Here is a 25,977-nt window from a genome sequence, read left to right as displayed (position 1 = left end):
CTGCCGCTCGGGGGTAGTCGCATATGCCGAGTGGCATATAATTCCCCGAAACCACCATATGCCGCCATGACCACTGACACCGCCCTCCCCACCGCCCGCGCCGCGCGCAGCCGCTACCGGCAGATCGAAAGCAGCGTCGCCCGCTGGCGTCTGCTGACCGACGCCGCCGGCGTGCTGGCCGCCGAAGGCGTGCGTCCCGGCGCGCTGGCCACCATCCTCGCCAAGTCGCTGGCCTTCCTGTCGCTAGAAGACGGCCTGCTGATGACCAGCCGCGACGATGGCTTGCAAGTCTGCGCCAGCCAGGGCCAGACGCTGCCGGTCGGCGCCCATCTCAGCCACGCGGCGGCGCTGCAAACAGCGCTGCAACCCGGCCCGCAACCGCCGACGGTGCGGCACGACGTGGTCAGCGCGCTGCGCATCGGCCGCGAGCAACTGGCAGGGCTGGAAATCCTGGTGCCGCTATGCCTGGATGGAAAACATCGCGGCGTGCTGGCCCTGCTCAGCGCCCACCCTGCGCCGCCGCCCAGCGCCGACGACCTGACCACGCTGCAAACGCTGGCCACGCTGCTGGCCGCCGCCATGGCCACTCCACGGCAAGCAACGCCGCGTGTGGCCGCGCCGGACGCTGCCGCCGCGCTCAAACTGCTGACGCCACGCGAGCTGGAAGTGTTCGCGCTGCTGCCCAGCGGCTGGACCAACGCCGCCATGGGCGAGCACTTGGGCATCGCGGCCGGCACGGTCAAGGTCCACGTCGAACGCATCCTGCACAAGCTGGACCTGCACGACCGCACCCAGGCCGCAGTGCGCGCAGCCGATTTCGGACTCGGCGCATGAACGCCCTGCTCCATCCTCGCCACTGGTCGCTGGGCGTCAAGGGCGGCGTCATCATCGCGGCCTCGCTGGCGCTGCTGCTGGGATCGGCCGCCACCAGCTACACGCTGGAACGCAGCACCGCCGCCGCTACCGCCGACATGCTGCGCACCATGCAGGTCCAGGCGGACATCCAGCGCCTGCACACGCAGATCGCCGAAGCGGCCACCGGCGTACGCGGCTACCTGCTGACCGGCCGCGACGATTTCCTCGCGCCGTACCGCATCGCCACCCGGCAGCTGCCCGCCACCATGGCCCGGCTGCAGGAAACGGTGAACGATCCCGAACAACGCAGCCGCCTCGATCGCGTGCGACCGCTGTTGCAGAGCAAGCTCGACAGCCTGGAAGAATTGCGCGGCCAGCGCCATGCCAGCAGCGTCGAACTGCAACAGCATCTGCTGGCCAGCAAGCAAGTGCTCGACCAGTTGCGCGCGGAAATCGGCGCCATGAATGTGCATGAAACGGAACTGGTTGCCAAGCGCACGCTGGCCTTGCAGCAGGCGTCCAACCGCAACCTGTGGATGACCATCGCCGTCATCGCTGCCGGCCTGACCGGCGCGCTGGCGACGCTGACCTTCACCTTCGGCCTGGTGCGCCGTGTGCGGTTGGCCGCCGAAAACGCCGAACGCCTGAACAGCGATCTGCCGCTCAAGCCGACGCTGGCCACCACCGATGAACTGGGCCAGTTGGCCGACCGTCTGCACCAGGCCAGCGTGCTGCTGGCCGGCCGCGCCACGGCGGCGCAGGCGGCCAGCCAGGCCAAGACCGAATTCCTGGCGCGCACCAGCCACGAGCTGCGCACGCCGCTGAACGCCATCCTCGGCTACGCGCAACTGCTGGAGAGCGGACTCAGCGAACCGCGCGACCACGAGCATGCGGTGCAGATCCGCCTGGCCGGCCAGCACCTGCTGTCGCTGATCGACGAAGTGCTGGACATCGGCCGCATCGAGGCCGGCAAGCTGACGCTGGATCGCACGCCGGTGGCGCTGGCGCCGCTGGTGGCCGAGGCACTGGCGCTGATGCTGCCGGTGGCGCAGCAGCGCTCGGTCACGCTGCGGCATGACCATACCGCGCTGGCCGTGATGGCAGATCGCCAGCGCCTGCGGCAAGTACTGCTCAACGTGGTCTCCAACGGCATCAAGTATGGCGCCGCCGGTGGCACCGTCAGCGTCAGCTGCACGCAGGAAGGCAGCGTCATCGCCATCCACATCGACGACAGCGGCCCCGGCATCCCCGCCGCCATGCAGGATCGGTTGTTCACGCCGTTCGACCGCCTGGGCATCGAACGCGGCAAGACCGAAGGCGCAGGACTGGGGCTGGCGGTATCGAAGAGCCTGATGCAAGCCATGCACGGCGACATCCGCCATCAAGCCGGCGCCGTCACCCGCTTCACGCTGACATTGCCTGCCGCGACCGCGCCCGAAGCCGCCGCCATCGCCAGCGCCGCGCCGGTCGAAGCGGCGCCCGCACCAGCCATCGCCACCACCCACAGCCTGGTCTGCATCGACGACGATGCCGCCACCCGCACGCTGATCGCCACGCTGATGCAACGGCGGCCGCACTGGCGTCTGTCCACCGCTGTCGATGCGGCGGGCGGCCTGGCGCTGGCCCGCCTGCGTCAGCCGGACCTGCTGTTGGCGGCCGCAGGCCTGGAAGACGCCGAACTGCGCGCCTGCGCCCGCAAGACGGTGGTGCTGGGCGGCACGGCCGACGCGCCGGCAGGCCAGCTGTCCAAGCCGCTCAACGTCCCCGCCTTCTTCGCCCTGCTGGACCTGATGGAGCAAACACCATGATGGAAAACGAAGTCCTAGCCTCCCGCATCCTCATCATCGACGACCAGCCCGCCAATCTGCGGCTGCTGGAAGACCTGTTCATCGGCGAAGGCTTGACTCACGTGGTCGGCACCACCGACGCCCGGACCGCGCTCGACCTGTACACCGCCTTCGACCCCGACCTGATCGTGCTGGACCTGATGATGCCGGACCTGGACGGCTACGCGGTGCTGGAGCGGCTCAAGCGGCGCGGCGATCCCTACGATTTCCGGCCGGTGCTGGTCATCACGGCCGACGCCACCGCCGAGGCCAAGCGCCGCTCGCTGGCCCTGGGCGCGAAAGATTTCCTGACCAAGCCTTTCGATACGCTGGAAGCCATGCTGCGCGTGTGGAACCTGCTGGAAACCCGGGTGCTGTACAAGCGCCTGCAGGCGCTGGCACCCAAGGAAGACCTGGCGCCGCAAAGCTACCGCAGCCGCCGCTGAAAATATTTTAATTTTTCGAAACCTTTTGCCAGTTGTCTGGAATACACGGTTCGCGCGCCCAGGCTCGCCTCCCATAACCCAGAACGGACAACTGACATGAAAAAACTGCTACTGAAGGCTATCACCCTGGCCGGCATCGCTGCCGCCGCCAACGCCCACGCCGTTGCCGACCCGGCCGGCGACTTCCTCGCGGTCTACACCGGCAGCCACACCGCCGCATTCGACGTGCTGTCGGCCGATGTCGGCTACAACGCCGCCACCAACGAGTTCATCTTCCGCACCACCGCCGCCGGGCCGATCGCCGGTGTGGCCGGGGCCGCCTACGTGTTCGGGCTGGATGTGGGCGGCTCCAGCAACGCGCCCTTCGCCTCCGTCGGCCTGCCGGGCGTGACCTTCAATTCGACCGTGACCTTGCGTTCCGACGGTACCGGCAACGCCGGCGCCAATGTGTTGAACACCCACATCGTCGGCAATGAAATCTACTCCACCGTCTCGGCTTCGCTGCTGCCGTCGAAAGGCCTGGCGTTCAAGGATTACACCTGGACCGTGTGGTCGATCGACAGCCGGGTAAACGGCCTGGGCCGCCTGGCAGACTTCGCGCCGGACGCCAACATCAAGGTCAGCGCCGTGCCGGAGCCGGCCACCTACGGCATGCTGGCCGCCGGCCTGGGCTTGCTGGGCGTGGTCGCCCGCCGCCGCGCGCGTGCGGGTGGCGATATCGCCGCCTGAGTATAGATGCTATCGGCGCGGCCCTGCCACAGCCGCGCCGGCGTCACGTAGGATGCCCTCTCAACCTGGAGACACCCTATGGATAACGCCCAAGCCGCGCAACCGCGCTTCAACGCCGAGCAACTGGCGGCGCTGCAACCGATACAGAATTATTTCCAGGGCCATGCCCAGGACAACGCCGACTTCATGCGCCAGGCTTTCCTGCCGACGGCCCACATCGAATCGATGCGCGAAGGGGTGTTCACCTCGTGGCCGTTGGCGACGTACTGCGAGCGCTTCAAAGGCACGCCGGCCGCCGACGAGGCGCAGCGCCGCCGCACGGTCGACTGGGTCGAAGTCCATGGCAGCGCGGCCAGCGCCCGCATCACGCTGGTGCACGGCGCCACCACCTTCATCGATTATTTCGTGCTGCTGAAAACCGCCGACGGCTGGAAGATCGCCAACAAGGCCTTCCACGGCCAGCCGTCCTGACGCCACCGAAGACTTCGTCATTCCCGCGCAGGCGGGAATCCATGCTGAGCTTCTGAGCACGCGACCTATGGGTTCCCGCCTGCGCGGGAACGACGGGCTAACTGATGGCCGGGCCGGGTATCGGCATCGGCCAGGCGATCTCGAACATCGCGCCGCCGTGGTGGCCGCGCCGGTAGGACGCGACGCCGCCATGCGCCTCGGCGATGGCGCGCACCACCGCCAGCCCCAGCCCGCTGCCACCGACCGCGCCGGCACGCACATGCTCGCCGCGATGGAAGGCCAGGAACAGCTTGCCTTCCAGCTCTTCATCGATGCCGGGACCGGCATCCTCCACCTGCAACAGATACTGCGCACCGAGCACCCGGGTGCGGATGCTGATGGCGCCCGGGTCGGCGTAGCGCCCCGCGTTGTCCAGCAAGGCCAGCAGGATTTGCCGCATGCGCGCGGCGTCGCAGCAGATGCGGCCCTCGGCCAGGTCCAGCACCAGCCGGTAACCCGACCGCTCCAGCTCCGGCGCCAGCAAGTGCGCCACGTCGCGGATGCAGCCGGCCAAGTCGCAATCGGCCAGCTCCAGCTTCAGGTGGCCGCTGTCGAACATGCTCAACATGCGCAAGTCGTCGATCAGGCGCGACAGCCCTTCCACCTGATGCAGCAAGCCGCGGAACTGTTTTTCATCGGGCTGGAACACGCCCTCGGCCAGCCCTTGCAGGCGGCCGCGCAAGATCGTCACCGGCGTGCGCAGCTCGTGGGCAATGGCGGCGTTCCACGTCACCATTTCCCGCTCCATGCGCTGCAGGCGTTCCGCCATCGCGTTGAAGTCGTCGACCAGCAAGGCGGTTTCGCCCAGCGACCGGTCGCCGGCCACCGCGCGCGCGGCCAGGTCGCCATGCGCAACGCGGCGCACGCTGTCGGCCACCGAGTTCAGCGGCGCCAGGATGCGCCGCGCCAGCCGCGCCGACGCCCACACCGCGAACACCAGCGCGACGATCGTCACCGACGCCATCCAGACCCATTCCGTGCTGGTCGGTATCATGTCGCTCGGCCCGGACAGCAGGTCCGGCCGGTACTCGATCACCAGCGCATAGAACACGTAGGAACCCAGCAGCACCACCAGCGTCATGCCCAGCGACACGGCCAGCATGGCCAGCGTGATCTGCCGGTTCAGGCCGGGACCGCGCATCATTCCGCATCCTCCAGCCGGTAGCCGACGCCGCGCAGGCTGGTCAGCACGCCATTCATGCCGCAATCCTCCAGCTTCTTGCGCAGCTTGCTGACGTGGCTATCCACCGTGCGTTCCAATGCATTGCCTTCGGGCAGACAGGCGACCAGCAGCTCGGCCCGCGTGAACACCCGCTTGGGCACGCGCGCCATGTGGGTCAGCAGGCGGAACTCGGTCAACGTCAGGTTCAACGGCGTGCGCTGGCCGGCCACTTCGGCGCTGGCCTGATAGGTTTCCAGATCGATTTCCAGCGGGCCGCAGCGCAGCAGGCCGGCCGCCGGCGGCGCGTTGCGGGCGGCGGCGCGGCGCAACACGGCGCCCACCCTCGCGGCCACTTCGGCCGGATTGAAGGGCTTGACCACGTAATCGTCGGCGCCGATGCGCAGGCCCATCAGCTTGTCGATGTCCTGGTCGTGCGCGGTCAGCATGATGACGGGCGTGTCGCCGCGCTGGCGCAGTTCGGCCAACACCTTCCAGCCGTCCACGCGCGGCATCTGCACGTCCAGCAGCACCAGGTCCGGCTTGAGCGACAGGTGCATGTCCAGCGCGATGCGGCCATCGGCCGCGTGCACGGTGCGCAGGCCGTCGCGGGCCAGGTAGGCTTGCAGGATTTGGGCGATTTCGGATTCGTCCTCGGCGATCAGCACCAGCGGGCTGCCCGCAGCGCCTGCGGAAACCGGGGAATGGGGATTGAGCATGGATTCATTGAAAAAAAGTAACGTTCTCCATCATATCTCCATATTTCCTCAATGGATAGATCACGTAGCACCATTAAAGTCGCTACCCTGCATTCCCTCGTGGAGGGAAAACACTTTGGACGACTCGCTATGCACATCACCAACTTCAAACTCAAGGCCCTGCCGGCATTGCTGTCCGGGCTCACCCTTCTGACCCTGGCCGCCTGCCATCAGGCGCCTCCCGAGGAAGCGCCGCCGCCGGCCAAAGTGACGGCCATGACCGTGTCCGCCGGCCCGGTGGAACTGACCGAGGACTTGCCCGGCCGCGTGACGGCCTTCCGCACGGCGGAGATCCGGCCGCAGGTGGGCGGCATCGTCCAGCGCCGTCTGTTCGAGCAAGGCGCCGAGGTCAAGGCCGGCGCGCCGCTGTTCCAGATCCACACCGCGCCGTTCCAGGCCGACGCCGACACCGCGGCCGCCGCGCTGCAACGCGCCGAGGCGGCGCTGGTGCGCGCCAAGCTTCAGGCCGAGCGCATCCGCCCGCTGGTGCAGGCCGACGCCGTCAGCCAGCAAAGCTATGACGATGCGGTCTCCCAGCGCGACCAGGCCCAGGCCGAAGTGGCCCAGGCCAAGGCCACGCTGGCGCGACGCCGCCTCGATGTCGGCTACGCAACGGTGACGGCGCCGATTTCCGGCCGCATCGGCGAAGAGCTGGTGACCGAAGGCGCGCTGGTGGCGCAGACCGACGCCACGCCGATGGCCCGCGTGCAGCAGATCGACCAGGTGTATGTCGACGTGCGCCAGCCGGCGTCGATGCTGCGCACGCTGCGCGGCGACGCCGCCCATCCGCCCAAGGCCACCATCCTGGACGGCAACGGCAACAGCTACGGCCTGGAAGCGCGCATCCTGTTCTCCGGCATCAACGTCGATACCGGCACCGGCGACATGGTGCTGCGCATCCTGGTGCCCAACCCGGACCGCCAGCTGCTGCCCGGCATGTTCGTGCGCGCCCGCATCGGACGCATGGCCGACGCCGACGGCATCCTCGTGCCGCAGCAAGCCGTGCTGCACGCCGGCTCGACCCGCGTCTGGGTGCTGGACGCCGCCGGCAAGGCCGCGCTGCGCGAGGTCAAGCTGGGCGGCCTGGTCGGCCACAGCTACCTGATTACGCAGGGCCTGAAGAGCGGCGAGCGCGTGGCGGTCGAAGGACTGGACCGCATCCAGCCGGACACCAAGCTCGACATCTCGCCATGGAAGAGCGCAAGCGCCACCCTGGCCAAGGTGGCCGCCCCGGCGGCGCAACGTTAATATTGCAAGGATTTCCCCATGCCTCAATTCTTTATCGACCGCCCGATCTTCGGTTGGGTGATCGCCATCTTCATCATCCTGTTCGGGCTGATCGCGATCCCGCAATTGCCGGTGGAACGCTATCCGTCGGTGGCGCCGCCCAGCGTCAGCATCTCGGCCAGCTACCCGGGCGCGACGCCGCAAACCATGAACGACGCGGTGATCAGCCTGATCGAGCGCGACCTGTCCAGCGTCAAGAACCTGCTGTACTTCGAATCGTCGGCCGACACTTCCGGCTCGGCGCAGATCACCGCCACCTTCAAGCCGGGCACCAATCCCGAGCTGGCCCAGGTGGACGTGCAGAACCGCCTGAAGTCGGTCGAACCGCGCCTGCCGCAGGCGGTGCGCCAGAACGGCCTGTCGGTCGAATCGGCCGGCTCCGGCTTCCTGATGATCGTCGGCCTCAGCGCCAGCAACGGCAAGTACGACGAGATCGACCTCAGCGACTACATGGCGCGCAACATCGTCGAAGAACTGCGCCGCATCCCCGGCGTGGGCCAGGTGCAGCTGTTCGGCGCCGAGAAAGCCATGCGCATCTGGGTCGATCCGGCCAAGCTGCTGTCCTACAAGCTGACCATGAGCGACCTGGGCACGGCGGTGGCGCAGCAGAACGCGCAGATCGCCCCGGGCCGCATCGGCGATACGCCGTCGCTGGCGGGCCAGCGCGTCTCGATCCCGCTGACCGTGCAGGGCCAGTTGCAGACGCCGGAGGAATTCGCCGCCATCGTGCTGCGTGCCAATCTGGACGGCTCCAAGGTCGTCATGGGCGATGTCGCCCGCGTCGAGCTGGGCGCGCAGAACTATGCCAGCGCCACCCGCGAGAACGGCCGTGCCGCCACCGGCGCCGCCGTCAAGCTGTCGCCCGGCGCCAACGCGGTCAAGACCGCCGACGCCGTGCGCGCGCGCATGCATGAGCTGAGCAAGACGCTGCCGTCCGGCATCGCCTACTCGGTGCCGTTCGATACCGCGCCCTTCGTCAAGATCTCCATCGAGAAAGTGATCCACACGCTGATCGAAGCGATGGTGCTGGTGTTCCTGGTGATGTACCTGTTCCTGCAAAAGATACGCTACACGCTGATCCCGGCCATCGTCGCGCCGATCGCGCTGCTGGGCACGTTCGCCATCATGCTGCTGCTCGGTTTCTCGGTCAACGTGCTGACGATGTTCGGCATGGTGCTGGCCATCGGCATCATCGTCGACGATGCCATCGTCGTGGTCGAGAACGTCGAGCGCCTGATGGCGACCGAAGGCTTGTCGCCCAAGGCCGCCACCTCCAAGGCCATGCGCGAGATCACCGGCGCCGTTATCGGCATCACGCTGGTGCTGACGGCGGTGTTCATTCCGATGGCGCTGGCCAGCGGTTCGGTGGGCGCGATCTATCGCCAGTTCACGCTGTCGATGGCGGTGTCCATCCTGTTCTCCGCCTTCCTGGCGCTGACCTTGACGCCCGCCCTGTGCGCCACGCTGCTCAAGCCGGTCGATCCTGGCCACCATCAGAAGACCGGCTTCTTCGGCTGGTTCAACCGCCAGTTCGACCGCATGAACCTGCGCTACGAAAGCGGCGTGGCGCGCGTCATCAAGCGCTCCGGCCGCGTGATGCTGGTGTTCGCCGTGCTGGTCGGCATGCTGGTGTTTGCCTTCCGCGTGCTGCCCGCCTCCTTCCTGCCGGAAGAAGACCAGGGCTACTTCATCACCTCGATCCAGCTGCCGTCCGACGCCAGCACCGAACGCACGCTCGATGTCGTCAAGCAGTACGAGGACCACCTGACGTCGCGCCCCGGCATCGCCAACAACCAATCCATCCTGGGCTGGAGCTTCACCGGCAGCGGCCCGAACGCGGCCATCGCCTTTACCATGCTGAAAGACTGGGACAAGCGCAACGGCGCCACCGTGCAGGAAGAAGTGGCGCTGGCCCAGGCCGCCATGTCGCAGACCAACGAAGGCATGGTGATGAGCGTGATGCCGCCGGCCATCGATGACCTCGGCAACTCCTCCGGCTTCTCGCTGCGCCTGGTGGACCGCGCCGCGCAGGGCGAAGCCGCGCTGAAGGCCGCGCAGGACAAGCTGCTGGGCCTGGCCGCGCACAGCAAGCTGGTCGCGGGCGCTTACCCGGAAGGCCTGCCCAACGGTACCAGAATCCGCCTCGACATCGACCGCCAGAAAGCGGAAGCGCTGGGCGTGAGCTTCACCAGCATCAGCGACACGCTGTCGGCGGCCATGGGTTCGCAGTACGTGAACGACTTCCCCAACCGTGGCCGCATGCAGCAAGTCATCATCCAGGCCGACGCCAACGCCCGCATGCAGCTGGACGACGTGCTGCGCCTGCATGTGCGCAACGCCGCCGGCGGCATGGTGCGCCTGAGCGAAGTGGTGACGCCGCAGTGGCGCGACACGCCGCTGCAAATGGTGCGCTACCAGGGTTATCCGACGGCGCGCATCAGCGGCAGCGCGGCGCCCGGCGCGTCCAGCGGCGAGGCCATGGCGGAAATGGAAAACCTGGCCAAGCAACTGCCGCCCGGCTATGCGGTCGAATGGGCCGGCGTATCGCTGCAGGAGAGACAGTCAGCGGCGCAAGCGCCGATGCTGATGGCCTTGTCAATGCTGGTGGTGTTCCTGGTGCTGGCCGCGCTGTACGAAAGCTGGGCGATCCCGGTGTCGGTGATGCTGGTGGTGCCGCTGGGCCTGATCGGCTGCGTGGCCGCCGTGATGATGCGCGGCATGCCGAACGACGTGTTCTTCAAGGTCGGCATGATTACCGTGATCGGCCTGTCGGCCAAGAACGCGATCCTGATTATCGAGTTCGCGCGCCAGCTGCACCAGCAAGGCAAGGGTCTGGTTGAATCGGCCATCGAAGCGGCCCGCCTGCGCCTGCGTCCGATCCTGATGACCTCGCTGGCCTTCGCGCTCGGCGTGCTGCCGCTGATGCTGGCCGGCGGCGCCAGCTCGGAGACGCAGCACGCGATCGGCACCGGCGTGTTCGGCGGCATGGTCAGCGCGACCATCCTGGCGATCTTCTTTGTGCCGGTATTTTATGTCGTTGTATTAGGTCTGGTTGAACGGTTCGGCGCCAAGCGCCAGCCGGCGGCCGACCTCGTGGAGAAACAAGCATGATGAGCAAATCTCGTAACGCAGCCAAGGCGCCGGCCGCGCTGGCCCTGGCCTTGCTGCTGGGCGCCTGCTCGCTGACGCCGGTGCTGGAAAAACCACTGCCGCCGGTGCCGGCCAGTTTCGGTACGGCGCTCGCCAGCCCGGCCGAGGCCGGCACAGGCGCAGACCTCGGCTGGAAAACCATGTTCGGCGACCCGCGTCTGCAATCGCTGATCGACCTGGCGTTGAAGAACAACCGCGACCTACGGCTGGCCCTGCTCAACGTGCACGCCGTGCGCGCGCAGTTCGACATTCAGGACAGCGCCCGCCTGCCGACGCTGACCGCCAACGCCGGTGTGACCCGGCAGCGCAATCCAGCCGGCGATGGTACGCCGGCGTCGGTGAGCAGCCAGAAGTCCGCCGGCCTGAGCATCAGCGCCTTCGAACTCGACCTGTTCGGCCGCGTGGCCGCACTGTCCGAGGCGGCCTTCGCGCGCTACGTGGCCACCGACGAAAGCCGCCGCGCCGCGCAGATCGCGCTGGTCGGCGCGGTGGCCGATGCCTATTTCGCGCAACGCCTGGCCGACGAACAGCTGCAACTGACCGAACGCACGCTGGCCGACTGGCAGCGTTCGCTGGAGCTGGCGCAGCAACTGAAGTCAGCGCGCCAGCGCAGCGGCCTCTATGTCGCCGAGGCGGAAGGCCAGGTCGCCACCGCCCAGGCCGACCGCGAGTCGCGGCTGCGCGCCGTGGCGCTGGCCGGCAACGCGCTCGACCTGCTGACCGGCGTGCATGCGCCGGCCGGTCTGCCGCAGGGCGTGGCGCTGGACAAGCAGCCGGTGCTGGTGCAACTGCCGGCCGGGCTGCCGTCCGACCTGCTGACGCGCCGTCCCGATGTCCGCCAGGCGGAACAAGGGCTGCGGGCCGCGAACGCCGACATCGGCGCGGCGAAGGCCGCCTTCTTCCCGCAGATTTCGCTGACGGCCAGCCTGGGCTATGCCAGCCCTTCGCTGTCCGGCATGTTCGACAGCGGCCAGCGCGTGTGGTCGTTCGCACCGCAGATCACGCAGCCGCTGTTCAACCACGGCAAGCTGCGTTCGGAGCTGAGGCTGGCGGAGGTGCGCAAGTCCGCCGCCGTGGTCGAATATGAGAAAGCGGTGCAGACCGCCTTCCGCGAAGTGGCGGACGGCCTGGCGGGCCGGGCCACCTTCGGCCGCCAGATCGAAGCGCAGTCGCGCGTGGTGCAAAGCGCCGAGCGGCGCCTGGCGCTGTCCCGCCTGCGCTACGATGCGGGCCAGGACAGCCGGCTGGAACTGCTGGACGCGCAGCGCCTGCTGTACGCCGCCCAGCAGAACCTGCTGGAACTGCGGCGCAGCGAGTTCGGCAACGCGGTCGCGCTGTACAAGGCCCTGGGCGGCGGTCTGCGCTCCGGACCGGACGGCGCCTGAAGCGCCGCAGGACATGGCGTAGTCGCGGAATTTTGATCCACATCATATATTTTGCGGATAGCGTTTGTTAGCCTGAGTTTTTCACCACTCCAGGAGAACGCCATGTCTTACAAATCCATCCTCGTCCACGTCGACAGCTCGGACACCGTCACCGAGCGCGTCGCCGTGGCCGCGCGCCTCGCCGCCGGGCAGGATGCCCATCTGATCGGCGCGGCAGCCACCGGCGTCAACGCCGAGTACTATCGCAACAGCGCCATGATGTACGCAGGCATGGTGCCGCAGGACCAGATCGACGACCTGACCCGCAGCGCCCAGCAAGCGCTGGAGCGCTTCGAAGCCCAGGCCCGCGCGGCCGGCGCGCGGCACGAACGCCGCATCAGCGACGACACGGCGCAGGACGGCCTGGTGCTGCAGGCGCGCTACGCCGACCTGGTGGTGCTGAGCCAGAGCGAGCCGGGCGAGGAAGGCTTGTTGCTGGGACCGGGCCTGGCGGCCTATCTGGCGCTGTACGGCGGCCGGCCGGTGCTGGTCGTGCCCTACGTCGGCACCTATCCGCATATCGACCGCCACGCGCTGGTGGCCTGGGACGGCAGCCGCGCCGCCACCCGCGCCGTCACCGACGCGCTGCCGCTGCTGCGCCGCAGCGCCCGCGTGACGCTGGCGGTGTTCGACCCGCAACGCCAGTACGGCGTGCACGGCGCCGAGCCGGGCGCGGACATCGCGCTGTTCCTGGCGCGCCACGGCGTCAAGGTCGAAGTCTTGCAGCAGCCTAAGCCGGAAGGCATGAATGTCGGCGAGGCGCTGCTGTCGCTATCGGCCGACCTCGGCGCCGACCTGCTGGTGATGGGCGCCTACGGCCACCTGCGCTGGCGCGAAATGGTGCTGGGCGGCGTCACCCGCACGCTGCTGGAATCGATGACGCTGCCGGTGCTGATGTCGCACTAAGAACCGCCCTCAATGCTCCAGGACGAAGTGCCCTGGAGCCGGACCCAGCACCCGTCCCAGGCCCATGGCCGGCGGCGCCGCGCGCTGCCGCACCGAATGGCGCACCAGCCATTGCTGCCAGTGCGGCCACCACGAACCCTCGCTGCGGTCGGCGCCGGCCAGCCATTCGTCCGGGCTGCTGTAGCCGGTGCCGCCGGCCGGACGGCTGCGGTAGCTGCGGCCCGCATGGCCGGGCTCGGAAACGATGCCGGCGTTGTGCCCGCCCGAGGCCAGCACGAAGTCGATGGCCGCCCCGCTCAGCAAATGGATCTTGTACACCGAACGCCATGGCGATACGTGGTCGCGCTCGGTGCCGACGACGAACATCGGCGTGCGGATGCCCGTCAGCGCGACCGGCTTGCCCTGCACCCGGTAGCGGCCCTCGGCCAGGTCGTTGTGCAGGAACAGGCCGTGCAGGTATTCGCTGTGCATGCGGAACGGCAGCCGCGTGCTGTCGGCGTTCCACGACATCAAATCGTTCGGCGCCGTGCGCTCGCCCAGCAGGTACTCGCGCATCATGCGCGACCACACCAGGTCGCGCGCGTGCAGCAGCTGGAACGAGGCCGCCATCTGGTCGCCGTCCAGATAGCCCTGATCCCACATCAGCGCGTCGAGCAGCGCCAGTTCGCTGTCGTCGATGAACAGCCCCAGTTCGCCCGGCTCGCTGAAATCGGTTTGCGCCGCCAGCAGCGAGACCGAGGCCAGCTTGCCGTGCGGCGCATGCTCGCCGGAATCGAGCGCGGCCGCGGCGATCGCCAGCAGCGTGCCGCCCAGGCAGTAGCCGACCGCGTGCACCGCCTCGCCGCCGCCCAGCCGGTCGGCCTGTTCCAGCGCGGCGAACACGCCCCGTTGCAGATAGTCGTCCATGCCCATGTCGCGGTCGTGCTGGCCCGGATTGCGCCAGGACAGCATCAGCACCGTGTGGCCCTGCTGCACCAGGTAGCGCACCAGCGAATTGTGCGGCGACAGGTCGAGGATGTAGTACTTCATGATCCACGACGGCACGATCAGCACCGGCTCGCGGTACACCTGCGCGGTTTGCGGCGCGTACTGGATCAGCTCCATCAACTCGTTGCTGTAAATGACTTCGCCCGGCGTGAGCGCCACATCCTGCCCCGGCACGTAGCTGGAGCCGGCCGGTTCCGGCACCGCCATGCCGGGCGGCGCCAGGTGGCGGCACAGGTCGCGGCGCCAGTTGAGCGCGCCATTGAGCAGGCTGCGCCCGCCGCTGGCGGTTGCGGCCCGCAACACTTCCGGATTGGTCCACAGGAAATTCGACGGCGAGCACATGTCGAGCAGCTGGCGGGCGGAGAACGCCACCACCTCGGCATGGTGCGGCGCCACGCCGCGCACGCCGGTGGTGGCCTGGGTCCAGAAGCGCTCGGCCTGCTTGAACCCGTGCACGTACTGCGAGAACGGCCATTGCCGCCAGGCGAAGCTGTCGAAACGGCTGTCGCCGCCGGTTTCGGCCGGCGCCGGTGCGGCCAGCCCGCCCAGCCACCGCGCCGCCAGTTCGCTGCAAGTGCCCGGCGACACGGACAGGTGCAGCCACCAGTCCTGGAACGCCAGCGACATCGCGATCGGCGACACGCCGCCGGTCAGCCGCGCCAGCCGGCTTTGCACGTACAGGTCGAGGGCGTTGGCGGGTGGCGCGGTCTCCGCGGCCGGGGCCGGTGTCGGCACGGCCGGGACTACTTTCAACTGTGCATTCTTCACAAGTCCTCCTCGGTAGAAGATGGACTTGATTATGGTTGGCGGGCGGCCCGTAAGTATTTGATCCAGATCAAGTATTTTCGCAACCGCGCTCGCTGTGCCGGTGCCGTCGCGCGGGCGTCAGTCGTGGAAGGCGGCCACCACCTTGCGCTGGCCCAGCATGAAGGCGTCGGCCACGTGGCGCAGCGGCGCCACGTCGACGTCGGCGCGGCCGGCGCGCACCAGCTCGGCGAAGCGGCGGTACAGCGACGGGTATTCCGCCTCCTGCTCCAGCGGCTGCTCGACGCCGTGCACCCACAGGCGGGCGCCGCCGTTGCTCAGCTTGAGTTCGCCGTCGGCGGTCTGCACCACGATGTCCCAGCTTTGCGGACCGGTCTGGCGCCAGTCGAACTGGGCGTGCACCGGCATGCCGGCGGCGTCCTGGAAATGCAGTTCGGCGGCGATCGGCGCGTCGCGGTTGTCGGGGAATTCCAGCGTGGCGCGTTTCAGGAAGATCAGCGACGGCAGGATTTCGGTGACGATGGACAGCGCGTTGATGCCCGGATCGAACACGCCCAGGCCGCCGGCCTGCCAGATCCATTCCTGGTTCGGGTGCCACTGGCGCACATCTTCCTTCCAGCGGACCTGCATGGCGGTCGGCGCGTGGGCGGCCAGGTAGGCCTTGGCCGGCTGCACCGCCGGCGCGTAGCGCGAATGCCAGCTGGTGAACAGCGTCACGCCCCGGGCGGCGGCCAGCGCCTCCAGATCGGCCACTTCCGACAGCGTCGCGCCCGGCGGTTTTTCCAGGAACACGTGCTTGCCGGCCGCCAGCGCCACCTGCGCCGCCTGGTAGCGGTATTGCGGCGGCATGCACAGCGACACGGCGTCGATCCCCGGCACCGCCGCCAGCATGGCCTCGATCGAGGTGTAGCCCGGCAGGCCGGGCACGGTGTTATGCCGGCTGGCCGAGGCCACCAGTTCGAAATCGGCGTTGGCCGCGATGGCCGGCAGGTGCTGGTCGTGGACGATCTTGCCGACGCCGACGATCGCGAGTTTGATTGCTGACATCATCAGTCTTTCATAAAAGGGGAGATTGCGCGCCACCATGCTACGACGGCCGCGCCGGCGATACCAATCATTTTTCTCGCTGCACACATACGGAAATGGAATGGCTGTCCCCGCTTGACGGCCGATAATGCGAAAATACCGGACATCCTCACTACGCGAAGCCCGGCATGACATCCCCCCTCCTCGCGCGCGATGCGCGCCGCATCGAACGCTACGCCGCCATGGCGGACACCGCCCGTTTCCTGCACCCGATCCAGCAAGCCTTGTTGCACCGGCGCGGCTGGCTCAAAATGCTGGCCCCGCGCGCCAGCGGCGGCGCCGAGTTGCCGCTGCCGGAAGCGGTGCGGCTGGAGGAAGCCGTGGCCGCCGTCGATGGCAGCATGGGCTGGGTACTGACCTTGTGCGCGGGCGCCGGCTGGTTCGCCGGCTTCCTGCCGCCGGCGCTGGCGCGCGACATCGTCGGCGGCAAGCGCGTCTGCCTGGGCGGCAGCGGCGCGCCGACCGGCTATGCCGAGCAGGAAGGCGATGGGGAAGCCGCAGGGTTCCGCATCACCGGCCGCTGGGACTACGCCAGCGGCGCCCCGATGGCCACCCATTTCACCCTGAACGCCGTGCTGCGCGCCAACGGCCAGCCGCTGCTGGACGAGCGCGGCGCACCACGCATCCGCGCCTTCCTGGTGCCGGCGGAACAGGTTCAGATCGTGCCGTCGTGGGGCAGCATAGGCATGCGCGCCAGCGCCTCACACAGCTACCGCATCGACGGCGCCTGGGTAAGCGAGCAGTACGGCTTCGCCATCCGCCCCGATGCGGCGACGGCGGACGGGCCGCTGTACCGTTTCCCGTTTTACTCGCTGGCCTTCGTCACGCTGGGGGCCAATATCGCGGGCATGGCGGACCACTTCGTACGGCTGGCCGAGCCCTGCATGCGCCGCCGCCGGCACGCGGTGAAGGACTTGCCGTTGCTGGAGGTGCCTGAAGTGGCCGCGCTGCTGCGCGAAAAGCAAGACGCCTTGGCCGCCGCCCGCACGCATTTCTACGCGGTGCTGGACCGCAGCTGGGCGCAGGTGGTGGCGGGCACGCCGCTCGATGCGGATGCCATGCACGCGATCCAGGCCAGTTCACTGGCGCTGGTGGCCGCGGCGCGCGCGGCGGTCGACGAGCTGTATCCCTACTGCGGCTTGTATGCGGCGCACGAGGACAGCGCCATCAACCGCGTCTGGCGCGATTTCCACACCGCCAGCCAGCACTCGCTGCTGCTGCCTTGATGCGGCCGATGAAAACGCCGCTCTTGCTCACGCTGCTGATGTGCGCCCAGGCATCCGCCGCGACGCCGGCCGCCCACTGGCAAGCCATGAGCGGCCAGAGCCCGGCATGCCGCGCCGGCGTGTCGCAAGCGCTGGACTATCTGAAGACTCTGCCCAGCACCTCGATGATGGCGGTGCGCGACGGCCAGGTGCTGGCCAGCTATGGCCCGGTGGAGCGGCCGGAGCAAGTCTACTCGGTGCGCAAGAGCGTGCTGGCCATGATGTACGGCCCATACGTTGCCGACGGCACGATCGCGCTGGACCGCAGCCTGGCCTCGCTGGGCATCGACGATGTGGGCGGCCTGCTGCCGCTGGAGCGCACCGCCACCGTACGAGATCTGCTGGCGGCGCGCTCCGGCGTCTACCACGCGGCGGCCAATCCCGGCGACGATGCCGAAGCGGCCCCGCAGCGCGGCTCGCAGACGCCGGGCGCCTACTTCCTGTACAACAACTGGGACTTCAACGCGGCCGGCAGCGTCTACGAACAGTTGACGGGACAGGACATCTACCAAAGCTTCGAGCGCAACCTGGCGCAGCCGCTGCAAATGGAAGATTTCCAGCTGTCGCAACAGCATCGCAATGGCGACCCGGCCCGCTCGCGCCACCTGGCCTACCACTTCCACCTGTCGACCCGCGACATGGCGCGCCTGGGCCAGCTGATGCTGCAACAAGGCAGCTGGAACGGACGCCAGTTGCTGCCAGCCGACTGGGTTAAGCGCATCACCACGCCGCTGACCCGCGCGGCCGACATGCACCCGCCCTCCACCGCGCGCCGCCAGCTCGATTACGGCCTGCTGTGGTGGATACCATCGGTGCCGGCCGGCTCGCCGCTGACGGGCGCCTACATGGCGTGGGGTTACTACGGCCAGTACATCCTGGTCGTCCCGCAGCAAAACATGGTAATCAGCCATCAGCGCGTGGTCGACCCCGCGCAGGCGCGGACGGCACGCAAGGTCAGTCCGGCCGAATTCCTGCGGCTGGCCGCGCTGCTGGCGCAAGCGCCCTGCCCTTAGCGGTATCTACCCACCGCTGTCAGCCGGGTTTGCCGTCGACGCGTGCGCTGCTCAGGTACGGCGCGTAGACGTAAACGTAGAGGCCGAATGCCACCGTCCAGCACAGCGCGCTGAGCACCAACGTGCTGGCGCCGCCGTCCAGTCCCAGCGCCGACAGCACGCGCGTCAACGCGCTCAGCTGGATCAACGCGAACATCGCGGTTTCGGCCCGGCCTGCGCGCAGCGGCCGGCCGGTGTGGCCCAGCGTGGTGCGCGTCATCATGCCCAGGATCAGGCCGGCCATCGAGCCCACCGTCAGCGCGTGGAAGCCGGCGCTGGCGGTGACTATCTGCCAGCGCGACAGCACCAGCAGCAACAGACCGGCGGCGATCCACGCGTACGACAGATGCATGATCCACAGCAGCGGCACGCGGCCGGTCCGCAGCGCTTGCCAGCGCCACAGGCGCAGCAGCACCAGCAAGGCGGCCACCACGCCGACCGGTCCGATCAGCCAGGCGGGCACGCCGGCGACCCAGCCCAGCGCAAACGCCGCGAGCAAGCCCAGCGACAGCTTGTCCAGCTTGGGCTGCACGACGGGCGTGGTGCCCGGCGCGCCATTGCGGGTGAACATGGGAATGATGCGCGTGCCGATCGCGCCTTCCATCAACACGATGACCAGGATCGCCGCCTGCACCGGCGCGATCGGATTGGCCGCCAGCCAGCCCAGCGTAATGGCATGGAACACGCCGTTGGCCGCAGCCATCAGCGCCAGCAGGCCGACCAGGAAGTAGTTGCGGCGGTTGCCGGCCTTCTGCATCACGCGCCACAGCGGCCAGGCCGCCGCCGGCAGGAACAGCCAATCCACCAGCGCGCCGGCCAGTGGCGGCGCCAGCAGCATCGCCAGGCGGCCCAGCAGCCACAAGGTCACCAGCGCCGCCAGCTTGCCGCGCACCGGCGTCCAGTTGCCGGTCCAGTTGAACGCGGCCGTGTACAGAAACCCGACCACCACCGCCGCCGCCATGCCGAACACCATCTCGTGCATATGCCAGGCGAAGCCCACATGCAGCCAGCCTTCGGCGCCGGCCGGCCACCAGCTCAGGTAGCGCAGCATCCACAGCGGAATCGCCAGCGCGGCGAAGCCCGCCGCAGCCAGGTAGAACGGCCGGAAGCCCAGCCGCCATAGGGGATGGCTGCCATCCCATGCGCCGGCCTTGCCGGCAGGTTCTTCAATATGGAGCAAGCTCATGATCTACATCCTGTAAGAGTATGCGGTCATTGTGGTCGCAGCAGCCGTCGGATGAAAGTTGACGCCCGATTCGCATAACCTGGATCAAGAAAAATCCAACTGCCCGCCGCTTTTGCCGCCCCGCTATCGACCGCCGGCTGGCTTTGGCTTAGGCTGTCTGCGTGTTACCAATATCAAAGGAATGCTATGCAAACAGAACTCATTATTGACGGCATGGACGGCGAAGCCTGCGCCGACATCATCGCCCGCGTACTCGGCGACATCGACGGCGTCAGCGATGTGCGCGTCTCCCTGCGCGACCGCCGCGCCAGCGCGCGCATCGATGAATCGTTGACCTCGCCGCACCTGCTGATGCGCAAGCTGGCGATGGCCGGCTACGCCTCCAGCGCCGCCACCGAGGCCGCGCCAGTGAGCCCACCGGCAGCCACAGCGGGCGGCTGCTGCGGAGGTTGCTGCGGCGGCTAAACAGCCACCACGCCTCAACTACCGCCGTGCATGCGGTGTTCGACCGCATACACGGCCGCCTGCACCCGGCTGCTCAGCTTCAGCTTCTTCAACACATTCTGTACATGAATCTTGACCGTGCTTTCGGCCAGGTCCAGCGTGCGCGCGATGCCCTTATTGCTTTCGCCGCACGCCAGGCAATCGAGGATTTCCCGTTCACGCGGCGTCAGCTTGTCCAGCTCGGACGCCACCGGCGTCGCCGCGCCGCTCTGCAACTGCGCCACCAGCTTGGCGGTCATCGCCTCGGCCACCACGGTCTCGCCGGCGGCGGCGCGGCGTATCGCCCGCGTCAGATAATCGGTGTCGATATTTTTCAGCAGATAGCCGCTGGCGCCCGCCTTCAACGCCACGCTCAGGTCTTCCGCATCCTCGGACACGGTCAGCATCACGATCGCGCTGTCCGGGCAATCCTGGCGCAGCAGCTGCAGCGTCTCCACGCCGGACATGCCCGGCATGTTCAAATCCAGCAGGATCACCTGCGGCTTGAGCTGCTGCGCGCGCTTGACGCCTTCGAAGCCGTCGGCGGCCTCGCCCACCACCGCGAACTCCGGGTGGCGCTGCAACAGCGAGCGTATGCCGCTGCGGAACAGCGTATGGTCGTCGACCAGCAGCACGCTGATAGGGCTTGCTTCATTGTCCATCGGTTCCAGCCTTTCTTGATAGATTTATGCGGCGCGGCGCTGGGCGCGAGGCAAGCGCAGCACCACCTCGGTGCCGGCGCCCGGCGCCGACTTCAGGTGCAGCTGCGCGTCGATGCGCTGCGCCCGCTCGCGCATGATATTGATACCGACATGGGCCTCACCCAGCGACTCCAGCGCGGCGGGATCGAAGCCGTGGCCGTTGTCGCGCACGCTCAGCGTAAAGTCCTGCTCATCTACCAGGCTGACCCACACCTGACTGGCCGACGCATGCTTGCGCACGTTCGACAGCGCTTCCTGCACGATGAACAGCAATTGCAGCTGGTGCTCGCGCGGGAAAGGCGCGCCGTCGGAATCGGCCTCGAAATCGACCGCGATGCCGCTCTGGCGGCGGAACTTGTCGACCACCGTTTCCAGCGACGTGACGAGGTTGCCCTCCTGCAGCCGGGTGCGGAAATTGTGCAGCAGCTCGCGCACATCCTGGTAGCTCTCCTCGACGCCGGCCCGCAGCGCCGGCACGATGCTCTCGACCTCGTCCAGCCGCTGGCTCTGCAGCGACTGCTCCAGCATCTGCACTTGCAGGTTCAGGAAATTCAAGCCCTGGGCGATGCTGTCGTGCAGGCCCTGCGCCACCAGGTTGCGCTCTTCGGAAATGGCCAGCTCGCGGTCGCGCCCTTGCAGGCGCTGGTTCTCGATCGCCGTGCCCAGCAGCTGGCCCAGCGTCTCCAGCAGCGCCGTCTGCGCGGCGGAAAACACCGTCGTCGCGCGGAAGTGCAGATTGAAGAAGCCCAGATGCTGGCGCTGCGCAAAGATGTGGAAGATCGAAATCGTCGCGAAGCCTTCGCGGTGGCATTGCAGCATATTGCGGTCGTCCTTGCGGCGCAGGTCGTGGATCACGGCCAGCTTGCTGACCACCGCCTCGCCGCACAGGCACTCGCCCACTTTCAGGCAGCGCTCGGTTTCCACCAGCTTTTCCGACAAGCCCCAATGCACCAGCATATGCAGGTTGTCGCGGTTGGGATCGAGGATGCGCACCGAGCCGCCATCGGCCTTGAAATACTCGCTGATGCGTTGCAGGAAGCCTTCGCACATCGCCTCCGCCAACTGCGCCTGCTGCAGGAAGGACGCGCTGTCGTACAGCAGCGCCAGTTCGCGGTTCTGCTGCTCCAGCTCGGAGGTCTTCAGATGGACCCGCTGTTCCAGGTTCTGGTACGAGTCCTTGAGCTTGTCGGCCATCTGGTTGAAGCCGCGCGCCAGCATGCCGAATTCGTCATTGCTGTCCACCGGCAGGCGCACGCTGAAATCCTGCTCGCGCATCCGGTCCATGCCCGCTTGCAGGCGCGTCACCGGCGCCACGATCATGTCGAACAACAGGTAGATGATGCTGACCGTGCCCATCAGGGCCAGCGCCAGCAGCGATAATTGCGAAGCGCGCAGCCAGAAAGTGCGGTTCTCGCTGTCGCGCTCGATGCGCTGCACCAGCTGGTCCACGCGCTGCACGAATTCCTCGGTGCGCTGCCGGATCAGCCGCTGCTGGGTGGCCGGCACGGCTTCGGCCGCCGCCAGCGCGCGCACCGGCGGCGCCAGCACGCTGCGCCACTGCTGCTCGACCTCGGTATAGGCGGTACGGATCGCCGCGGTCGGCGGTAGGAACAGCGGGCGTTGCGGATCGCCGCGCCGCAGCATGGCCATCGTGTTGTCGATGCGCGCCAGCTGCGCGTTCAGCTGCGCGATTGCGGCCGCGCGGCCGCCGCCGTTATCCACCTGCATCGACAGCATCGCCAGACGGTAGCTGTCCATGCGCAAGCTGCCGGCCACGTTGATCGCGGCGGCGCTGCCTTCCAGCTGCCACGACAGCAACAGCGTGGCGCCGATCACCATCAGCGCGACTGCCAGAAAACTCAACAGCAGGCCGACGATGCGGGTCGATAATTTCTGCCAGCCGGCGAACAGCGTCGGCTTCAGCACGGCGCGATGCGCCGGTGGGCGATGGCGGTATGGGACATGGTTTCTCCGTAAATCAACAGCCGATTTGCAAGTATACACGCGCGGTGCGCAGGCTAGCCACCGGTCTGCGACATGAAGCGGACGATCTTGGCCGGCGCCTGGCCGAAGTCATGCTGCTGGGGCTTGAGCTCGATGGCCTCGCGGATCGCCTGCTCCAGTTCGGCATCGCTGGCGCCGCCGCGCAGCAAGGGACGCAGCGGATATTGCTGTTCCTGGCCCAGGCACAGGTACAGCGTGCCGTCCACCGCCAGCCGCACGCGGTTGCAGGTGGTGCAGAAATGCTGCGACAACGGCGTGATGAAGCCGATGCTGGCGCTGCCGTCGGCCGTGGCCCAGTAGCGCGCCGGCCCGCCGCCCAGTTCCAGCGCCTGCGGCACCAGCTTGAACTTTTCCGCCAACCGCGCCTGCACCGGCGCCAGATTCAGATAGGCCGTGTTGCGGCCGGTCTCGCCCATGGGCATGACTTCGATCAGGCGCAGCACGAATTGCTGTTCGATGCAGAACGCGGCCATGGCGTCGATCTCGGCGTCGTTAACGCCGCGCATGGCCACCATATTGATCTTGACCGGCGCCAGTCCGGCCGCCTTGGCCGCCTGCAGGCCGTCCAGCACGGCGGGCAGACAGTCACGCCCGGTGATGCCGGCCATGCATACACGGTCCAGCGTGTCGAGGCTGACGTTGACGCGGGAGATGCCGGAGGCGGCCAGCGCCTCGGCGTAGCGCGCCAGCCGGGTGCCGTTGGTCGACAGCGGCAGGTCGCGCACGCCGTCCAGCGCGGACAGCCGGGAAGCCAGTTGCGGCAGGTTGCGCCGGGTCAGCGGTTCGCCGCCGGTCAGGCGCACGCGGGAGGTGCCGAGCCGGGCGAAGGCCGCGACCACCCGTTCGATCTCGTCAAAGCTGAGCCAGTCGGGCGGGTCTTCATAGCCCTTGAAATCCTTGGGCATGCAATAGGTACAGCGCAGGTCACAGCGGTCCGTGACCGACACCCGCAGATAGTCGATCGATCGACCAAAACGGTCGCTTAACATCGTCGCTCTCCTGTTATCAATGGTGTGAGGCCATTGTAGCGGCCGGGAAGCGTCCTGCCACTGCGCATGACGGCTTAGCCGATATAGTCCGAAATGACTAGACGCACCGCCGCGCAGGCACACAGCGGGAGTATGTACATGGGGTACCCCACCCCGCTCCTTGTGGCAAAAGCCCGATTTCCACCCCTGCTTTCCCCTATTTTTCCATCGAATGAACTATCTCCGCGACTCCCGGTCTAACTTGGGGAAAGCAGAAGAAAATAGGTGAGAAAATAGGATGAATACCACAATGACCGTGCAGCTGCCCACCGACACCCTGCTCCAGCTGATCGAAAAGCTGCGCCGCCGTGGCGGCTCGCAAGACATTTCGGAGGCAATGACGCAAGCTCTCGAATGCTGGCTGGCAGACCCAGCCAGATTCGCCCCCGGCGCGGACCCCGGGGGGGCTGCACGGCTATCAATGGAAATCGCTGTTCCTACCCGAAGGCACGATCTTGAAATCGTGGAGCTACGGCGAAAACAACTACGCACGCGTTGAAGGCGACCACATCATCCACAACGGCCACGCCGTCTCGCCGAACCAGTTCGCGCAATCGTTCGCACGCTCGACGCGCAATGCGTGGCAAGATCTATTCATCCGCCGCCCGGGCGATAAGAACTTTAAAATAGCATGCCGACTGCGGGACGAACTGGCCGCAGCCGCCAAAGCGGCAGCACCGGCGCTTGCGACCCGGCCGGCTCCTGAAGCGATGTCCATCCCCACCGCCGCCCCGCCGATGCCCGCCACATCAACGGCAACCTTGCCCGCCACGCCACCCTCACTACCGACCGCTGCGCCACCGCGCAACACCGACCCCGAACCGGGTTGGGATTTACCGGAACGCAGAAAATTCCGCTATCGGCTGGAAGACGTCGCCTATTAACTCAGCAACATCTGCGACAGTGACTATTCGCGCTGCCTACTGCACCAGCGGCGACTGCGCGCCGTCCAGCTCCACGCCCTGGATGTCGGCGCGGCCGACCAGGATGTGCAGATACTGGTGCAGCGCGCGCTGCCAGGACTGCCTGCTCAGCTCATCGGCAATCTGCGCCTGCACGGCGGCGAACGACACCATCGCGCCCTCCACCCGCCGCTGCGCCTGCACGATATGCAGGCCGAAACGGGTTTCCAGCAGCCTCCCCGCCAGCTCCCCCTGTTGCAGGCGGAACAGCAGCTCATCGAACTCCCGCACACACTGCCCGCGCGCCAGTTGCCCCAGGCTGCCGCCCACCGCACCCGACGGACAATTCGAATACTGCCGCGCCAATTCCTCGAAGCGGTCCGGCCGCGCCTGAAGCTCGGCCAGTATCAACTCCGCCGTCTGGCGCAGCAGCTCCAGCGGCGCCGCCGGCGTCACCTGGAACAGGATGTGGCGCGCTTCGACCAAGTCGCCGCTGCGGAAACGCTGGGGCTGGCTCTGGTAGTAACGCAAGCTGCTGGCCTCATCCACCTCCGGCACCACCACTTCCTGCGCGAACAGGTTCTCGATGCGCTCATCGTCGTCGGAACCGGCGATGCCCAGCCGGTCCGCCTCCTGCAACAGCACCTGGCGCAGCACCGCCTCGTGCACCGCCTGGCGCAGCGGGTTGTCCGCCTTGGCCTGGTGCGGCAGCTCCGCCGCGATGACGCTATCGTCGATATCAACGCCGTTGACTGCGATACCCATGATCGTCTCCTTAGCGCGGACGCACCAGTTGATAAGCGCGGCTCAGGTAAGTGACGGCGCCAAAGCCGCTCCACACATGCACCAGGCGAGTGAACGGGAAGATCGCGAACAGCGACATGCCCATGAACAGATGCAGCTTGAACACCAGCGGCGCTTCCTCGATGAAGCCGGCGGCATCGCCGCGCAGCGTCACCACATGCTGCGCCCAGCTCATCAGCAGAACCATCATGTGGCCGTCCATATGCGACGCCGACACAAAGATCGACGACAGCCCCAACAGCAAGGTCGCCAGCAGCCACACCAGCACCAGCTTGTCCTTGACGGTGCTGCGAGCGCACACGCGGTCGTTGCTCAGGCGACGGGCGATCAGCATCAGCAAGCCGATCAGGCACAGCGAGCCCATCACGCCACCGGCCACCATCGCCACCAGCTGCTTGGCGCCGTGGGTGACGCCCAGCGTATCCCACACCCACACCGGCGTCAGCAGGCCGGCCATGTGGCCGAAGAACAGGCCCAGCACGCCGATATGAAACATCGGACTGCCCAGCTTCAGCATGCCGCTGTTGAGCGTCTGGCTGGATTCGGATTTCCAGCTGTACTGCTCGCGGTCAAAGCGGATCAGGCTGCCAACGAAGAAGATGGCCAGCGCGATATAGGGATAGATACCAAACAAGAATTGATGTAAATAGTTCATATTATTCTC

General features: G+C 67.4%; 23 protein-coding genes. 13 read left to right on the top strand and 10 right to left on the bottom strand.

Going from position 1 to position 25,977, the window contains the following annotated elements:
* Nucleotides 1–66 precede the first annotated feature (66 nt).
* From GEV02_RS01200 to GEV02_RS01180, 5 genes are all read left to right on the top strand, one after another.
* Complete coding sequence (locus GEV02_RS01200; RefSeq protein ID WP_152836128.1) at nucleotides 67–834, top strand: helix-turn-helix transcriptional regulator; 768 nt, start codon at nucleotides 67–69, stop codon at nucleotides 832–834.
* Entirely contained in the window at nucleotides 831–2,663 is a 1,833-nt protein-coding gene (locus GEV02_RS01195; protein ID WP_152836127.1) for a hybrid sensor histidine kinase/response regulator, read from the top strand. Before GEV02_RS01200 ends, GEV02_RS01195 begins: the two co-directional genes overlap by 4 nt.
* A complete protein-coding gene (locus GEV02_RS01190) occupies nucleotides 2,660–3,127 on the top strand; it encodes a response regulator (protein ID WP_008449070.1) in 468 nt (155 codons plus the stop codon). The genes GEV02_RS01195 and GEV02_RS01190 overlap by 4 nt, the downstream gene beginning before the upstream one ends.
* 96 nt (nucleotides 3,128–3,223) lie before the next feature.
* Entirely contained in the window at nucleotides 3,224–3,856 is a 633-nt protein-coding gene (locus GEV02_RS01185; protein ID WP_152836126.1) for a PEP-CTERM sorting domain-containing protein, read from the top strand.
* 78 nt (nucleotides 3,857–3,934) lie between these two features.
* Nucleotides 3,935–4,327: a nuclear transport factor 2 family protein gene (locus tag GEV02_RS01180; RefSeq protein WP_152836125.1), complete on the top strand. Its 393-nt coding sequence runs from the start codon at nucleotides 3,935–3,937 to the stop codon at nucleotides 4,325–4,327.
* 97 nt (nucleotides 4,328–4,424) lie between these two features.
* Here the strand turns inward: GEV02_RS01180 and GEV02_RS01175 are convergent, their stop codons facing one another.
* Nucleotides 4,425–5,507 carry an ATP-binding protein gene (locus GEV02_RS01175; protein ID WP_174998961.1) on the bottom strand — a complete coding sequence of 361 codons (1,083 nt, stop codon included), beginning with the start codon at nucleotides 5,505–5,507 and terminating at the stop codon, nucleotides 4,425–4,427.
* Nucleotides 5,507–6,244: a response regulator gene (locus GEV02_RS01170; protein WP_152836123.1), complete on the bottom strand. Its 738-nt coding sequence runs from the start codon at nucleotides 6,242–6,244 to the stop codon at nucleotides 5,507–5,509. The genes GEV02_RS01175 and GEV02_RS01170 overlap by 1 nt, the downstream gene beginning before the upstream one ends.
* Nucleotides 6,245–6,373: 129 nt before the next feature.
* On the opposite strand from GEV02_RS01170, the gene GEV02_RS01165 reads away from it, so the two are divergent.
* The 4 genes from GEV02_RS01165 to GEV02_RS01150 all read left to right on the top strand — a co-directional run bounded on the left by GEV02_RS01165 (nucleotide 6,374) and on the right by GEV02_RS01150 (nucleotide 13,050).
* Complete coding sequence (locus tag GEV02_RS01165; RefSeq protein WP_152836122.1) at nucleotides 6,374–7,531, top strand: efflux RND transporter periplasmic adaptor subunit; 1,158 nt, start codon at nucleotides 6,374–6,376, stop codon at nucleotides 7,529–7,531.
* An 18-nt stretch (nucleotides 7,532–7,549) separates the two neighbouring features.
* The gene (locus GEV02_RS01160; RefSeq protein ID WP_152836121.1) at nucleotides 7,550–10,681 is read left to right on the top strand and encodes an efflux RND transporter permease subunit; all 3,132 of its coding nucleotides are present in this window, start codon (nucleotides 7,550–7,552) and stop codon (nucleotides 10,679–10,681) included.
* Complete coding sequence (locus tag GEV02_RS01155; protein ID WP_152836120.1) at nucleotides 10,678–12,105, top strand: efflux transporter outer membrane subunit; 1,428 nt, start codon at nucleotides 10,678–10,680, stop codon at nucleotides 12,103–12,105. Before GEV02_RS01160 ends, GEV02_RS01155 begins: the two co-directional genes overlap by 4 nt.
* A 102-nt stretch (nucleotides 12,106–12,207) precedes the next feature.
* Nucleotides 12,208–13,050 carry a universal stress protein gene (locus GEV02_RS01150; protein WP_152836119.1) on the top strand — a complete coding sequence of 281 codons (843 nt, stop codon included), beginning with the start codon at nucleotides 12,208–12,210 and terminating at the stop codon, nucleotides 13,048–13,050.
* 9 nt (nucleotides 13,051–13,059) lie between these two features.
* Here the strand turns inward: GEV02_RS01150 and GEV02_RS01145 are convergent, their stop codons facing one another.
* The gene (locus GEV02_RS01145; protein WP_328595684.1) at nucleotides 13,060–14,805 is read right to left on the bottom strand and encodes a PHA/PHB synthase family protein; all 1,746 of its coding nucleotides are present in this window, start codon (nucleotides 14,803–14,805) and stop codon (nucleotides 13,060–13,062) included.
* A gap of 117 nt (nucleotides 14,806–14,922) precedes the next feature.
* Nucleotides 14,923–15,852 (bottom strand): Gfo/Idh/MocA family protein, encoded by a 930-nt coding sequence (locus GEV02_RS01140; protein WP_268878613.1) that lies wholly within the window; start codon nucleotides 15,850–15,852, stop codon nucleotides 14,923–14,925.
* Nucleotides 15,853–16,016: 164 nt separating this feature from the next.
* On the opposite strand from GEV02_RS01140, the gene GEV02_RS01135 reads away from it, so the two are divergent.
* Together GEV02_RS01135 and GEV02_RS01130 are read left to right on the top strand one after the other, a co-directional pair.
* Nucleotides 16,017–17,114 carry an acyl-CoA dehydrogenase family protein gene (locus GEV02_RS01135; protein ID WP_152836118.1) on the top strand — a complete coding sequence of 366 codons (1,098 nt, stop codon included), beginning with the start codon at nucleotides 16,017–16,019 and terminating at the stop codon, nucleotides 17,112–17,114.
* An 8-nt stretch (nucleotides 17,115–17,122) separates the two neighbouring features.
* Nucleotides 17,123–18,166 carry a serine hydrolase domain-containing protein gene (locus GEV02_RS01130; RefSeq protein ID WP_235922572.1) on the top strand — a complete coding sequence of 348 codons (1,044 nt, stop codon included), beginning with the start codon at nucleotides 17,123–17,125 and terminating at the stop codon, nucleotides 18,164–18,166.
* 19 nt (nucleotides 18,167–18,185) lie between these two features.
* Here the strand turns inward: GEV02_RS01130 and GEV02_RS01125 are convergent, their stop codons facing one another.
* Complete coding sequence (locus GEV02_RS01125) at nucleotides 18,186–19,391, bottom strand: NnrS family protein (RefSeq protein WP_152836116.1); 1,206 nt, start codon at nucleotides 19,389–19,391, stop codon at nucleotides 18,186–18,188.
* Nucleotides 19,392–19,577: 186 nt separating this feature from the next.
* Here GEV02_RS01125 and GEV02_RS01120 point away from each other — a divergent pair, with 186 nt between their 5' ends.
* Entirely contained in the window at nucleotides 19,578–19,856 is a 279-nt protein-coding gene (locus GEV02_RS01120) for a heavy-metal-associated domain-containing protein (protein WP_152836115.1), read from the top strand.
* Nucleotides 19,857–19,870: 14 nt separating this feature from the next.
* Here GEV02_RS01120 and GEV02_RS01115 read toward each other — a convergent pair whose 3' ends face one another.
* The 3 genes from GEV02_RS01115 to moaA all read right to left on the bottom strand — a co-directional run bounded on the left by GEV02_RS01115 (nucleotide 19,871) and on the right by moaA (nucleotide 23,568).
* Entirely contained in the window at nucleotides 19,871–20,536 is a 666-nt protein-coding gene (locus GEV02_RS01115; RefSeq protein ID WP_152836114.1) for a response regulator, read from the bottom strand.
* A 24-nt stretch (nucleotides 20,537–20,560) separates the two neighbouring features.
* The gene (locus GEV02_RS01110; protein ID WP_328595683.1) at nucleotides 20,561–22,501 is read right to left on the bottom strand and encodes a type IV pili methyl-accepting chemotaxis transducer N-terminal domain-containing protein; all 1,941 of its coding nucleotides are present in this window, start codon (nucleotides 22,499–22,501) and stop codon (nucleotides 20,561–20,563) included.
* 92 nt (nucleotides 22,502–22,593) lie between these two features.
* Nucleotides 22,594–23,568, bottom strand: coding sequence for a GTP 3',8-cyclase MoaA (moaA, locus tag GEV02_RS01105; protein WP_152836113.1), 975 nt, complete (start codon nucleotides 23,566–23,568; stop codon nucleotides 22,594–22,596).
* 494 nt (nucleotides 23,569–24,062) lie between these two features.
* Here moaA and GEV02_RS01100 point away from each other — a divergent pair, with 494 nt between their 5' ends.
* On the top strand, nucleotides 24,063–24,491 hold the full coding sequence (locus GEV02_RS01100) for a hypothetical protein (protein WP_235922571.1): 429 nt from the start codon (nucleotides 24,063–24,065) through the stop codon (nucleotides 24,489–24,491).
* Between the two features lie 36 nt (nucleotides 24,492–24,527).
* On the opposite strand, the gene GEV02_RS01095 is transcribed toward GEV02_RS01100, so the two are convergent.
* Together GEV02_RS01095 and narI are read right to left on the bottom strand one after the other, a co-directional pair.
* On the bottom strand, nucleotides 24,528–25,274 hold the full coding sequence (locus GEV02_RS01095; protein WP_152836112.1) for a peptidylprolyl isomerase: 747 nt from the start codon (nucleotides 25,272–25,274) through the stop codon (nucleotides 24,528–24,530).
* A gap of 10 nt (nucleotides 25,275–25,284) precedes the next feature.
* On the bottom strand, nucleotides 25,285–25,968 hold the full coding sequence (gene narI / locus GEV02_RS01090; protein ID WP_152836111.1) for a respiratory nitrate reductase subunit gamma: 684 nt from the start codon (nucleotides 25,966–25,968) through the stop codon (nucleotides 25,285–25,287).
* Between the last annotated feature and the right edge of the window lie 9 nt (nucleotides 25,969–25,977).

The sequence above is a fragment of the Rugamonas aquatica genome (assembly GCF_009380215.1).
Lineage (GTDB): Bacteria > Pseudomonadota > Gammaproteobacteria > Burkholderiales > Burkholderiaceae_D > Rugamonas > Rugamonas aquatica_B.
Note: the sequence above shows the minus strand (reverse complement) of the source record. Positions and strands in the feature narration are given on the sequence as shown.